Source organism: Algoriphagus halophilus, from assembly GCF_041729275.1.
GTDB lineage: Bacteria > Bacteroidota > Bacteroidia > Cytophagales > Cyclobacteriaceae > Algoriphagus > Algoriphagus halophilus_A.
Genome location: NZ_CP146486.1, coordinates 3,727,072 through 3,739,485, shown reverse-complemented (window position 1 = coordinate 3,739,485; position 12,414 = coordinate 3,727,072). Strand labels below are relative to the sequence as shown.

The window sequence follows — 12,414 nt, the reverse complement described above, 5'->3', positions numbered from 1 at the left end:
GGCTTAATCTTTTACAATTTGGACAGGTGCCTGATGTGCCAGCTGTAGATTATTTGAGGTGATCACCGTGCTATTGGGCTCCAAGCCTTCTAAAATTTCTACTTCCTCTCCATTGTCTTTCCCTACTTCCACATAGTTCCATTTGGATTCTTCATTTTCAATAGAGAAAACTACAGCCCTTCCAGACCGATAAACTAACGCATCTTTGGGTACTACCAAGCTATTATTTTGAGGAGCACGAATGATTGCCCGGGCATTCATGCCGGGTAATAAATTTGCGGTAGAGTTGATCGCTACAGAAACTTGAACCAATCCATTTTCATCCACTTTTGGATTGATTCCTATCACTCGGCCTTCAATGGTATTTTGTGAATTGGAGATAGAGTATACTTCCGCTTTTTGATTAGGGCTGATTAGAGAAATATCTGATTCCAGGACTTTAACTTTTAAAATCATCTGCTTGCTGCCCAAAATCTCACAAAGTTCCTGATTGGCACCGACCAAGCTTCCTTCTTTGAATTTTAGATCCGCTATCTTCCCTGAAATGGGCGCTTTCAATTCACATCTAGCTCTATTCAACATGGCTTCTTTCAATTCTACCTCTGCCATAAATAGACCGCTCTTTGCTTTCAGCTGTTCCTCAATTGCATTTTTTTGTGCTTCGTCTCCGGAATTAAAAATAGTCTCATAGCCCAATTTCATGGACTCATATTCTGCGTTAGCATTTCGAAGAGAAATTTCGGCTTTATCCAATCTCAACTGAGCTTCAGTAGGATCCAAACGAGCGATCACTTCACCCTTTTCGACTGACTGGCCTTCTGTCACATTTAATTCGATCAAAAAACCAGCTTGTTCGATCACAGCTGTTACCTGGCTTGCTGCCTCTAATTTGCCAATGGCATTGATGAGGTAATCAAAGCTTTTCACTTCCGCTATTGCCACACGAACTTCGGTGGCTGCAACTTCATTTCGAAAAGATTCTGTGGGAGCTTCTTCGACTTTTTCTTCGTCGTTTTTACATGAAAAAAATGAAAGCGCTAAAAAACCAAGGAGAATACATCTAAACTTTATCATGGAGCTAAATAATTTCGAATTTAATAAACTAAGAAATTATTCAATCTCAAAGATTTTTTCAAAAGGGGCTGTTAATAAATGTCAATTCAGGGAGTTTTAACCAATCTGGACTTGGCTTAGTATAATTTATTGCAAAGGCAATGGGCCGAAGGCGAATCCTTAAAGGCTTCTCTTCTCCATAATAATCGATGAGAGTCTCAATCACCTCGGGCTCAATCACTTCTAATTTTACCATCGTAATACCATCATGAATCATATCCAGTTCACTTGCCGCTGCCCGTGAAAGATCGATAATCCTCTTGGAGTATTTAGGAAGTCGGTCATTTATTTTAACCCTTACCGAAGTACCCGTATCCATTCGAGTCACTTTCAATACCGTTCCAAAGGGTAAGGTTTTATGAGCTGCTGTCAGGCTGTCCATATGAAAAATCTCCCCATTTGAAGTCTTTCTTAGATGAAACCGTTTACCATAAAAGCTAGCCACTCCCTCTTGAATCAAGAGAGAATCTCCTTGGGTAGAAGCCTCTGCAAAAGAAACAGCCAAGAGACCAAAAACCAGCAACATCCACTTTCTTAGGTAGTCAAATTTCATCGAAAGGTGCTAGTCAATAAAAATGCCAATTGCTGTCATTGATTTTATTTAGTTTGCAAGCAGCACTACATAAGATTAACTTAGTTTTTTCTTTTTCCAATCATCCATGATCAAAATCTTACATACAGCCGATTGGCATCTAGGCAAAAGACTTCAGGAGTTCTCTAGAATTGATGAACAAAAGCTCGTTTTAGAAGAAATTATCCAAATCGCAGATCAGGAACATGTAGACTTGGTACTCTTGGCTGGGGATATCTTCGACACCTTTAACCCCAACCATGAAGCAGTTGAATTACTCTATAAAACACTTCGAAAACTTTCTAAAAACGGAGATAGGCCGGTCATTGCCATTTCTGGAAATCATGACAGCACCCAATTTGTAGAAGCGCCAGATCCTTTGGCAAGAGAACTAGGTATCCTGTTTTACTCCAGATATGACAGCATTATTCCTACAGGTATTTTAGATTCCGGAATTGAAATTACCCAGTCCACTTCAGGCTTTCTGGAGTTAAAGCTACCTAAATTTGAATTTCCAATCCGGCTTGTTTTGGCTCCTTATGCCAATGAGTCTTTATTGAAAACATATTTGGGGGAAGGGGACAGAGAGGAGGAATTCAGGCAAATCCTTCAGAATAAATGGCAGGACATTGCAAATTCCTATTGTGATGAAATGGGGGTAAACCTATTTGTCGGTCATTTCTTTTTTATGAAGGAAGGCGAAAAACCCGAAGCCGAACCAGAATCAGAAAGACCCATTCTTCATGTAGGAGGAACTCAGGCTCTATATACCAAAAACATCCCCTCCCAGATTCAATATGCAGCCTTGGGACATCTGCACCGCTATCATGCTATAAGCAAAGATCCAACACCAGTCGTTTATGCCAGTTCACCATTAGCCTATTCCTTTAGTGAGGCTGATCAAGAAAAGAAAGTGGTGATTTTGAAAGCACTACCCAACCAGCAGGTTCAATACAAAGCGATTGGGCTGACCCAAGGACGACCTTTGTACAGAAAAACATTTGAAAACCTTCCAGACACCATTTCTTGGCTGGAGGCAAATCCTTATTGTTTTGTAGAAATAACCTATATCACTCAGCACTCCATTGATGCAGCCACCAGAAAAGCCATAATGAAGTCACACGATGGTATTGTCAACCTGATACCCCAGATCAAAAATCCATCAGGTCAAGAGAATTATAGTTTGAAAGTAGAGGATCTGGGAAAAGACATGAGTAGTTTATTTCAGCTTTTTTATCAAAGTGAAAAAGGACAAGAGCCTAATGAGGAATTGATGGAGATTTTTAGAGAAGTCATCAGCCAAAACAACGAATTATGATCCCCATTAAACTGGAAATACAAGGACTTTACTCCTATAAAGAAAAGCAAACCATAGAGTTTGCTCAGTTGACAGCAGCGGGATTATTTGGGATTTTTGGTGCGGTTGGCAGTGGCAAGTCCTCTATTTTGGAAGCAATTCTTCTAGCTCTTTATGGAAGTACTGAAAGGCTTTCAGATCGAGGAGAGAAAAACTCCATGCTCAATCTTCAAAGTGAAGCCTTATTGATCAATTTTGAGTTTCAGTCTGGAAAGAACAATACACAAAGCTATTTAGGAAGGTATTCAGCTAAAAGAAACCCAAAAAGATTCGAGGAAGTAAAACCCGCCGAACATACGTTTTATGAGAAGGTAGCAGGAAACTGGGAACCGATTTCATTAAGAGCCGAGGAAATTATCGGCATGAAAAAAGAGCATTTCAAGCAGACGGTGATCATCCCTCAGGGAAAGTTTAGGGAATTTATTGACCTGACTCCTGGCCCTAGAGCGGAAATGATGAAAGAGTTGTTTGGTTTAGAACGATTTGATCTTTCAGCTAAAACAGGATCGCTGTTAAAGGCGGTTCGGGAAGAAAAAATCAGATTAGTAACCCAGCTCTCGGGATTGGAAAGTTACACTTCTGAAATTCTCAAAGAAAAATCAGCCCTCCATCAAACCCAGAAAAAAGAAGCGGATGAACTGACTCATAAACTTCAACAAGAGGAAACAAAACTAAAACTAGAGGAGGCAATTCAACAAAAGGCTTTGCAACTTTTGCAGTTTGAACAAACCTATCAGGAGCTTTTGCTTAGAAAACCTGAGATCGAGGAAAAGAGAAAGTTACATAAGGAATTTATCACTGCTAAGACCTACATCAAACCCATTTGGAACCAGATTCAGGATACCAAAAAGGAACTGGAGAAATACACTACCAGTTTCATCGATTGTGAACGATTTAAAACTCGTTACGAAGGAGAAATTGAGGAATTGGAGGAACAAGAGACCAAGCTAAAAAAGAAAAACCAAGAAAGGCCTCAAAGGGAAGCCAAAATTAGAGACTTAAAAAAAGTTCTGGAAATCAAACAGCTTCAGGTTAGACTGGAAGAGGCAAACCAAAAACTGGAAACCTTGAAACCAAACATTGAAAGTAGGCGTGCATCCCAGGATCAATTAGAATCCCAAATTTCCGCATTGGAGAAACAAGCTGAAACACTGGCAAGTCCAGAGGTAAGTGAGTTGTCCGAACTCCAAACTGCTTCAAGAGATTGGGCGTCTTGGGAAGAAGATAAAAAGAACCTAATTCAGGATCGAGATCAACTGAAGGAGGAAATCACTTCCGTTGAAAACGACTTAAAGCAAATCCTATCTCGAATACCTTCCTCTGAAAATAATCTTGAGACTTGGCAAAAAAGCCAAAAGAAATTAATCCTGGAATTGGAAAGTCAGCGGGACAAGATTCTTCAAAAACAAGGATTGACTGCTCATGCACATATGTTGGAAGATGGAAGCCCCTGTCCACTTTGTGGATCATTGGAGCATCCAAACCCATTGAAAACCGAGACTGAGAAGGCAGAGCTTAAACTTAAAAACGAGGAAATAAACCAAGAAAAAACAAGCTGGAGACGATACTCACCTTAATCCAAAAGGAGAAAGAGAATCAAATCCATTTAGGAAATCACCAAAAAACATTCATTTCAAAGAGGGCGAATTGGAGAAACTCAATCAATCTTTGAAGGGTATTCACCGTTTGATTTCAAATTATGGAATCAAAAACGAAAAAGAGTTAAAAGCCAAAGTGGATTCCATGGTCCAAGCGGGAAAGGCCAAGGAAAAAATGCTTTCTGAAATTAAATCTCAGCGTCAATCTTGGAACGAAAAGAGAATGGAATTGGGTGAAATTGAAAAAGCCTTTCAAACGGCTCAACTCAATCAAAATACGGTTTATTCAGCAATTTCTTCAAAAAAGAAGAGATCAAAGATCCCACTTTTTGTAAGCCTTTCTTTAGTAAACAAGTAGAAGAAATTTATTCCACCATCGAAAATGTTGAGCAGGATATTGAGAGAGCTCTTCAACTTTTGGATGGAAAGCAAAAGGCTCTTCGGGAAAAACGGGAAGCTCAAGCCTCCAATCTAAGTAGCCTGAAGAATTTTAAGTTGCTCAAAGAAGAAGCCGCTTCCAAACTGGAAAAACTCCACCTAGAGTTTGAAAGGCTAAAAGAAAGTCATGGTTTTCGGGATGATGAAGCATTGATACGGTTGTTTGAGCATTCATTGGATGCAGAAAAAGTAGATTTAGAAATTCGAAGTTTCGATCAAAAAATCGCAATTACTGAAGACCGAGTCAAAGAACTTAGGGCAGAAAAAGGAGTGCTGGAATTTGAAGAAGAAAGCTTCTTGAACTTAAAGAATTCTGTTCTAGAATTAAAATCCAAAGTAGAAGCTGCACAGAACAGCTTGTTGCTATTGTCGGAAGAAATTAAAACCATAGAGGCCCAACTCGAGAACAAGAAGTCCTTGTTAGAGACTTTTGGAAAATTAGAAAACCGGGAAAGCAGCTTAAAAGAGTTAGAAAAATTATTCAAGGGCAGCGGTTTCGTAAAATTTGTCAGCTCCATTTACCTCAAGGAGCTTTGCAATACTGCCAATGTGAGATTCATGAAACTCTGTAAAAACAGTATGAGTTTAGAAATAGATGATGACAATACATTTTGGGTGATTGATTACCTCAACGGCGGGAAAAGAAGGCTACTTAAAACTCTCTCTGGTGGCCAGACATTTCAGGCTTCCTTATGCTTGGCATTGGCATTGGCAGAAAAAGTAAAGGCCTTAAACCAAGCAGATCAAAGTTTCTTTTTCTTGGATGAAGGCTTTGGTGCATTGGATAGAAATGCATTACGGGTGGTTTTCGAAACCTTGAAATCTTTGCGGCATGAAAACAGAATTGTGGGGATTATTTCCCATGTGGAAGAATTGCAACAAGAGATTGGAGTGTATGCCCAAGTAGAACTGGACCCAGAAAACGGTTCGCAGGTAACCTATTCGTATTAAAAAAATTCCCCGTCAGAGTCGGGGATTTTTTCCATAAGAAAATCACATTAAAATATTTTTATTGACCCATTCAATCTCTTCTTGACGAATTGTATGTTCTGGATCATCAAAGAGCAAGGTTTTAACATCTGCTCCCATTTTTGTCATTAATTCTGCCGATTCTTTTATTCGAGTAGCAGGAACATGAAAGTCTCGATCACTACTCCCAATAAAGATCGGGGTTCCTTGGAAATCACCTTTGTACTTTTCAGGAAGTAACTTCTCTCCGATTAGGCCACCGGTAAAGGCAATCACCCCTCCTAACTTTTGGGCATTTCTGGATGCAAATTCTAAACTCAAACATGCACCTTGGGAAAAGCCGATCAGGTAAATATTCTCAGGTTTAATACCTGCTGAAATTATCTGATCCCAGGAAAACTGCAAGGTAGAAATTGATTTTTCAAGAGCTGTCCTGTTCTGTAGGTCTGGAGCCATAAAACTATAAGGGTACCAAGTATTTCCTTCAGCCTGGGGAGCCAACAAAGCAAAATCATCTAAGTTTAGGTAATTACTAAGTGACAATATACTTGAGGCAGACGCTCCTCTACCATGAATTAATATGGCAGCTTTTTGGGCTTTCCCTATTGGCAATCCTGCATTTTTTACCTCAGGCATAATCCTCCGTTTTTAAAGTGACCGGAATTAAATTCTTCTCAATTTCTTTTCTACTTGGCTCAGCCCATTCAGGTAATTTGATCAATTCTCCCAAATGTGCTTCGTCCTCATCTATTGCGAAGCCTGGCTCATCCGTCGCTACCTCAAATAAAACTCCTCCTGGTTCTCTGAAATAGATGGAGTTGAAGTAATTTCTATCTTTCACCTCAGTCACCTGATATCCATTATCCATTAGAATCCTCTGAACTTCCAATTGGGTTGATTTATTCGCAGTTCGGAAAGCAATATGATGGACCGTTCCAGCACTTTGCATACCTCTGTGCCCATTAGGATTCACCACGATATCTACGATATCTCCTGGTTTTCCTTCTGTTCCATATCGATATCGATCACCTTCTTGACCTATAAAATGGTAATCCATGTGATTGGTCAAAAGTTGTGCTGTCAGTTCATTGGACCGAAGATTCAAGGTAGCTCCATAAAAGCCCTTGATACTATGTTCCAAAGGGATTTGACCATAGGTCCATCCAGCTCTATCGTCTTGGTCATTTGCTATCAGTTCTATTCCCATGCTATCATGGTCTTCAAACCTGATTAATTCATGACCAAACCGGGTTAATTTATCAGAAACCGGAATCCCAAACTTTTTCAACCTTTCTATCCAATAATCTAAGGAACCTTTTGGAATTGAAAATGCAGTATAGGTCAATTCACCTGTTCCTTTCACTCCTTTTCTAGCTCCCGTAAAAGGAAAAGTAGTGAACACCGTACCAGGCTGCCCCAGCTCATCTCCAAAATAGAAATGATATACATCAGGCGCATCAAAATTGATGGTCTTCTTCACCAATCTCAATCCTAAAATACCAGAGTAAAAATCAATATTGGCTTGAGGATTTCCAGCGATTGCTGTGATATGGTGTATTCCGCTGATTAATGGTTTCATGGTTGTATTGGGTAAAGTTTATAAAATCGAGCTAAAAGGGCAAAACCTTTTAGCTCGATCATTGGTGGTAGTTATTAAATGGCTTAGTCAGCCAAAACTTCTTTCTCTTGCTTAACAAGCTGTACGCTAAGGATCAATTTTACTTGGTCACTCACGACAACAGATCCAGCCTCAGTCACAGCAGACCAAGCTAGCCCAAATTCTTTTCTATTAACTTTTCCTTCAATTTCAAATCCAGCTTTAGTTTGTCCGTAAGGATCTCCAGCTACTCCTCCAAAATCAACATCCAGTTCTACTTGCTTGGTAGTTTCTCTCATCGTTAAGTCACCAATCAATTTATACTCTCCATCCACTTGGGAGATTTTTCCAGCAAATGTCAATTTAGGATGATTTTCGGCATCAAAGAAATCTGCAGACTTCAAATGATTGTCACGATCAGTTTGGTTAGTATCAATGCTGTCGATATCAGCTGAGAAAGAAACCGTTGCTCCTTCAAAATTATCAGATGCACTTTCTGCACTTCCTTCAAACTTTCTAAAATATCCTGTCACTGTTGAAATCACCAAGTGTTTTACTTTGAATGAAACTTCAGAGTGTGTAGGGTCGATAATCCATTTAGTAGTTGCCATAATTGTTTTTGTTTAAGTTGTTGTATTATTTTTAGGTTATCACATTATATGTCTATACATATATATAATCAAATTTTTTAGCCACGCAATTTATCCAGCAATTCATTTAGCTTATTCACTTCATCCAAATTCAAATGAACAAAGTCTATATTGCCTTTTTCCACTCGAATTTGTAATTCAGCAAGTAGTTCCAAACCCTTTTCTGTAATCAAAACATCTACCTGTCTTCGATCATTTGGACACTCGGAACGTTTTACTAAACCTTTTACTTTCAATTTTTCAACTAATCTGGAGGCGTTTGACATCTTATTCAACATTCTGTCCTGAATTGATGAAACCGTTGTAGGCACTCCATTTTGGCCTCTTAAAATCCTCAATACATTGTATTGCTCGGGTGAAATACCATATGGCTTGAATAGCGCATTTTGACTAGTTACCAAATAACTATGGGTATACAATAAATTCACTACAGCCTTATTGAAAGGATCTTTAAACTCTTTCTGCTGTATTGCTTCTTCTATCTTCACCATTTCTTTGCAATTGTATTTAATGTATATACATGTAAATGTATCAAAAGGTTTCAAAAATTCAAAAAAATATTTCGAATTGGATTGTTTTCTTCAAAAAACAAGCTCTATTGGCTGTATTAAGGGATTTCTAGGCGGGTGCTAAAAAATTATTTTTTCGAATTAACTATTTTCAATTAACCAATCCCCAATCAACCTATTAACCTCTCTGGGCTTTTCGATACAGCTGCTATGCCCAGCCCCAGGTATTCGGTGCAACTTTGCATTAGCAATCCCCATCTGAATAAACTTCGCCTTAACAGGTTTGGTGGCAATATCCTCATCCCCTACAATTACCATAGTGGGGCAAGAAATAAATTTGAGTTCCTCTTCAATTCCATTTCTATAAATCACTCCATCAACGGGTCCAGTGATGGATCTTTTGTTAGACGTCATTTCTTTCTTCCAGAATTCCACTTTGTCCTTATTCAAAGGATTGGTAAGCCAGCTTTCTGCAAACATAATGGGCATTACCTTGTTTGCCACTGGGCCAAGGACTCCAAACCACTTCACTATTCCATTCAGGGTCTTGTATTTGGGTATATTTTCAACCGGCTCTGAATTGGCTGAAGTTTCCATCAATATCAAACTTTTCACTATTTCCGGATGCCTTGCAGCTAATCTCATTCCCACGAATCCTCCCATGGATAATCCTGCAAAATGCACTGGTCCCTTACATAGAGATTTTATTAATAAAAATGCATCATTGGTTAAGGTATCCATATCATAAGGACCTTTAACTTCGCTCTCCCCCTGCCCTCTATGATCATAGGAAATCACCCTAAACCTTGCACTTAAAAACTCTATTTGCTCTGCAAACATTTTATGGCTCCAAAGGAGTCCATGTGAAAAAACAATGGTCTCGTCTCCTACGCCTTGATCAGAATAAAATAAAGTGACTTCATTTACTTTAATATGGGGCATCGTTTTTAGTATTAAAAATGAACCGGGATATACTGTAATTGATATAACAGCATACCCCGGGACTAGGTTTTACAAATTTTTGATTACCAGTCCAATCCTGGTTGATGAATTGGTGTACTTCCTTCTTCAGCTTTTGCCTTATCCACCATATTTTTCACATCTTCCAACAGCTTTTTGGCATCATAAACAATCCCATCTTTGACAGTGTACTTCACTCCGCCTACTCTAATTGCTATGTTGTTTTCATCGATTCTAATGGCACCAGTTCCATAAAGGACCTTCAAATTTTGAAGTGGATTCTCTTCTACAATTACGAAATCAGCTAATTTCCCAACTTCCACCGTACCGATTTCCTTCTCCATTCCCATTAATTCAGCACCATACATAGTAGCTGATCGGATCACCTCCAGTGGATGGAAGCCTGCTTCCTGAAGCAACTCCAACTCTCGGATATAAGCAAATCCATACAATTGGTAAATAAATCCAGAATCAGATCCTGCAGTAACTCTGCCTCCACGGTTTTTGTATTCATTTACAAAGGTCATCCAAAGCCTATAGTTCTTCTTCCATTGGATTTCCATGGCAGTGGTCCAATCAAACCAATAAGAGCCATGGGATTGTCTGCTAGGTTCGTAAAATTTCCAAAGAGAAGGAAGTGTATAGGTCTCATGCCATTCTGCTCTCTGAGCTCGCATTAAATCACGGTTCGCTTCATAAATATTGAAGGTAGGGTCTAATGTAAAATCCAACTCCAACAGTTCATTCATCACGTTATTCCAATGCTCCGAATACGGTTCAGCAGCCTGTTCCCAAAGCTTCCCAGCTTCAGAAAATCTATGCTGCTCATTTTGATAGTTATATTCAACAGGGAAATCCTGAACTGTCCTATCAGAAAACAATGCCTCAGGAAGTCCATACCAATGTTCCATGGAAGTAAGTCCAGCTCTAGCAGAATTTAAAACATTCCATCTTGCTACATCCACTTGTGCATGGTGCATGGCAGATCGTAATCCAATTCTTTTATTCTCGGAAATTGCAGCTTGCATTACTTCTGGTTTTGCCCCAAAAAATTTAATCCCATCAGCACCTTTTGCTTTATTGGAATTCACCCATGCTTTCGCTTCTTCTGCGTTTGTGATTGTACTTTCAGCTCCTTGACCAAATGCAGTATATGCCAAAATCCTAGGTGCGGTAATCTCGTTCGCTGCCGATTTTTCTTTTTGGTCCAACACCCAATCCAAACCATTCCCTGTAGAAGGGTCTCGAATGGTGGTGATCCCGTGGGCAAGCCAAAGTTTAAATACATATTCCGCAGGCGTACCTTGCCCCCTTCCGCCAATATGCGCATGAGAGTCCACAAAACCTGGCATTAAATAATGACCTTCCAAGTCATATTCTTTATCGTTCTCTCCAGCTTTTGGCCTCCTGTTTTCATTAATTGGTAGGCCTGGATAACCAACAACTTGGATTTGAGCAATCCTATTTTTCTCTACCACAATATCGACCGGGCCAATTGGAGGTGCCCCAGTTCCGTCTATTAAGGTGACCCCGCGTAAAATAAGGCGACCATATTGTCCGTCACCCTCTGTCCGTTCTGGAGCAGGTTCAATTTGTGCATAAACTGATGCCGAGATCATGGCCCAGAAAAATGCAATTAGTAGTAAAGATTTTTTCATGGTTGATGGTTTAATTAATAACGAGCAATAAGATAATGCAAAATGCAAGAACAAAAAATCAGTTTTAGATGAACAGCTTTATACTAAAAAAAGCCTTTTGGTTTCCCAAAAGGCTTTTTCTATAAACTTCCTCTTACTTAAAGATCTTTGAATTTTTCCATGATCTCTTCAGAAATTCCAGTGAACGAATATCCTCCATCATGAAACAGGTTCTGCATCGTTACCATTCTAGTCAAATCTGAGAACATGGTTACAATATAATCTGCACAGCTTTCTGCTGAAGCATTTCCTAATGGAGACAAAGCATCCGCAAAATTATAGAAAGAGTCAAAACCTCCAATTCCTGTACCTGCAGTGGTTTTGGTAGGAGATTGGGAAATGGTATTGACACGAACATTTTTCAATTTTCCGAATCTATAACCATAACCTCTAGCTATACTTTCTAGAAGAGATTTGGCATCTGCCATATCTGTATAGAAAGGAAAAACTCTTTGTGCTGCAATGTAAGAGAGCCCCACGATGGAACCCCATTCCTTCATTACATCCATTTTTTCCGCTACATGCATCATCTTATGGAAAGAAATGGCAGAAACATCATAAGACTTCATCGCCCAATCATAATTCAAATCACCATAAGAGCGACCTTTTCTAATATTAGGAGACATTCCGATAGAATGTAAAATAAAGTCAAAGTCACCTCCCAAATATTCTTTTGCCTCGGTATAGAGCTTCTCAATATCTTCTACACTAGTGGCATCAGCGGGAATAACAATGGTATCACATTCTTTTGCGAGATCATTGATGGCACCCATTCTCATAGCAATTGGTGCATTGGTCAATACAAATCGAGCTCCCTGTTCTTTAGCTTTAAGAGCAGTCTTCCATGCAATGGAATTCTCGTCTAGGGCACCAGTGATGATACCTAGCTTTCCTTTCAGCAAATTTTCTGGCATATATACTATTGGATTAATTTCAAAAATATGCGTAAAAATAG

13 protein-coding genes are annotated in these 12,414 nt (G+C 39.2%); 4 read left to right on the top strand and 9 right to left on the bottom strand.

The genetic code is table 11. The features are described 5' to 3' along the window. Window positions 1–3: 3 nt before the first annotated feature. Both V8V91_RS20035 and V8V91_RS20030 read right to left on the bottom strand, forming a co-directional pair. Window positions 4–1,074, bottom strand: a complete 1,071-nt coding sequence (locus V8V91_RS20035) for an efflux RND transporter periplasmic adaptor subunit (RefSeq protein WP_074226931.1) — start codon at window positions 1,072–1,074, stop codon at window positions 4–6. A gap of 58 nt (window positions 1,075–1,132) precedes the next feature. Further along, the gene (locus V8V91_RS20030) at window positions 1,133–1,666 is read right to left on the bottom strand and encodes a septal ring lytic transglycosylase RlpA family protein (protein ID WP_373396917.1); all 534 of its coding nucleotides are present in this window, start codon (window positions 1,664–1,666) and stop codon (window positions 1,133–1,135) included. Between the two features lie 106 nt (window positions 1,667–1,772). On the opposite strand from V8V91_RS20030, the gene V8V91_RS20025 reads away from it, so the two are divergent. From V8V91_RS20025 to V8V91_RS20010, 4 genes are all read left to right on the top strand, one after another. Continuing rightward, entirely contained in the window at window positions 1,773–3,002 is a 1,230-nt protein-coding gene (locus V8V91_RS20025; protein ID WP_373396916.1) for an exonuclease SbcCD subunit D, read from the top strand. Continuing rightward, window positions 2,999–4,618 carry a hypothetical protein gene (locus V8V91_RS20020; protein WP_373396915.1) on the top strand — a complete coding sequence of 540 codons (1,620 nt, stop codon included), beginning with the start codon at window positions 2,999–3,001 and terminating at the stop codon, window positions 4,616–4,618. The genes V8V91_RS20025 and V8V91_RS20020 overlap by 4 nt, the downstream gene beginning before the upstream one ends. A gap of 70 nt (window positions 4,619–4,688) precedes the next feature. After that, window positions 4,689–4,997: a hypothetical protein gene (locus V8V91_RS20015; protein ID WP_373396914.1), complete on the top strand. Its 309-nt coding sequence runs from the start codon at window positions 4,689–4,691 to the stop codon at window positions 4,995–4,997. A gap of 59 nt (window positions 4,998–5,056) precedes the next feature. Beyond that, window positions 5,057–6,028: an SbcC/MukB-like Walker B domain-containing protein gene (locus V8V91_RS20010; RefSeq protein WP_373396913.1), complete on the top strand. Its 972-nt coding sequence runs from the start codon at window positions 5,057–5,059 to the stop codon at window positions 6,026–6,028. Between the two features lie 42 nt (window positions 6,029–6,070). Here V8V91_RS20010 and V8V91_RS20005 read toward each other — a convergent pair whose 3' ends face one another. From V8V91_RS20005 to V8V91_RS19975, 7 genes are all read right to left on the bottom strand, one after another. Then, window positions 6,071–6,682 (bottom strand): alpha/beta hydrolase, encoded by a 612-nt coding sequence (locus V8V91_RS20005; RefSeq protein WP_373396912.1) that lies wholly within the window; start codon window positions 6,680–6,682, stop codon window positions 6,071–6,073. Next, a complete protein-coding gene (locus V8V91_RS20000; RefSeq protein ID WP_373396911.1) occupies window positions 6,675–7,625 on the bottom strand; it encodes a ring-cleaving dioxygenase in 951 nt (316 codons plus the stop codon). The genes V8V91_RS20005 and V8V91_RS20000 overlap by 8 nt, the downstream gene beginning before the upstream one ends. 83 nt (window positions 7,626–7,708) lie before the next feature. After that, window positions 7,709–8,254, bottom strand: a complete 546-nt coding sequence (locus V8V91_RS19995) for a YceI family protein (RefSeq protein WP_373396910.1) — start codon at window positions 8,252–8,254, stop codon at window positions 7,709–7,711. A 77-nt stretch (window positions 8,255–8,331) separates the two neighbouring features. Beyond that, a complete protein-coding gene (locus tag V8V91_RS19990; RefSeq protein ID WP_074226972.1) occupies window positions 8,332–8,784 on the bottom strand; it encodes a MarR family winged helix-turn-helix transcriptional regulator in 453 nt (150 codons plus the stop codon). Window positions 8,785–8,943: 159 nt separating this feature from the next. Then, entirely contained in the window at window positions 8,944–9,744 is an 801-nt protein-coding gene (locus tag V8V91_RS19985; protein WP_373396909.1) for an alpha/beta fold hydrolase, read from the bottom strand. Window positions 9,745–9,827: 83 nt separating this feature from the next. Next, window positions 9,828–11,420, bottom strand: coding sequence for an amidohydrolase family protein (locus tag V8V91_RS19980; RefSeq protein WP_373396908.1), 1,593 nt, complete (start codon window positions 11,418–11,420; stop codon window positions 9,828–9,830). 137 nt (window positions 11,421–11,557) lie between these two features. Continuing rightward, window positions 11,558–12,373 (bottom strand): enoyl-ACP reductase, encoded by an 816-nt coding sequence (locus V8V91_RS19975; RefSeq protein ID WP_074226922.1) that lies wholly within the window; start codon window positions 12,371–12,373, stop codon window positions 11,558–11,560. Between the last annotated feature and the right edge of the window lie 41 nt (window positions 12,374–12,414).

Excerpts from the sequence above, each read along its gene's own strand:
- V8V91_RS20020 (WP_373396915.1), top strand. The coding sequence starts at position 2,999 with ATGATCCCCATTAAACTGGAAATACAAGGACTTTACTCCTATAAAGAA.
- V8V91_RS20025 (WP_373396916.1), top strand. The coding sequence starts at position 1,773 with ATGATCAAAATCTTACATACAGCCGATTGGCATCTAGGCAAAAGACTT.
- V8V91_RS20000 (WP_373396911.1), bottom strand. The coding sequence starts at position 7,625 with ATGAAACCATTAATCAGCGGAATACACCATATCACAGCAATCGCTGGA.
- V8V91_RS20030 (WP_373396917.1), bottom strand. The coding sequence starts at position 1,666 with ATGAAATTTGACTACCTAAGAAAGTGGATGTTGCTGGTTTTTGGTCTC.
- V8V91_RS19980 (WP_373396908.1), bottom strand. The coding sequence starts at position 11,420 with ATGAAAAAATCTTTACTACTAATTGCATTTTTCTGGGCCATGATCTCG.
- V8V91_RS20005 (WP_373396912.1), bottom strand. The coding sequence starts at position 6,682 with ATGCCTGAGGTAAAAAATGCAGGATTGCCAATAGGGAAAGCCCAAAAA.
- V8V91_RS20035 (WP_074226931.1), bottom strand. The coding sequence starts at position 1,074 with ATGATAAAGTTTAGATGTATTCTCCTTGGTTTTTTAGCGCTTTCATTT.
- V8V91_RS19990 (WP_074226972.1), bottom strand. The coding sequence starts at position 8,784 with ATGGTGAAGATAGAAGAAGCAATACAGCAGAAAGAGTTTAAAGATCCT.
- V8V91_RS19995 (WP_373396910.1), bottom strand. The coding sequence starts at position 8,254 with ATGGCAACTACTAAATGGATTATCGACCCTACACACTCTGAAGTTTCA.
- V8V91_RS19975 (WP_074226922.1), bottom strand. The coding sequence starts at position 12,373 with ATGCCAGAAAATTTGCTGAAAGGAAAGCTAGGTATCATCACTGGTGCC.
- V8V91_RS19985 (WP_373396909.1), bottom strand. The coding sequence starts at position 9,744 with ATGCCCCATATTAAAGTAAATGAAGTCACTTTATTTTATTCTGATCAA.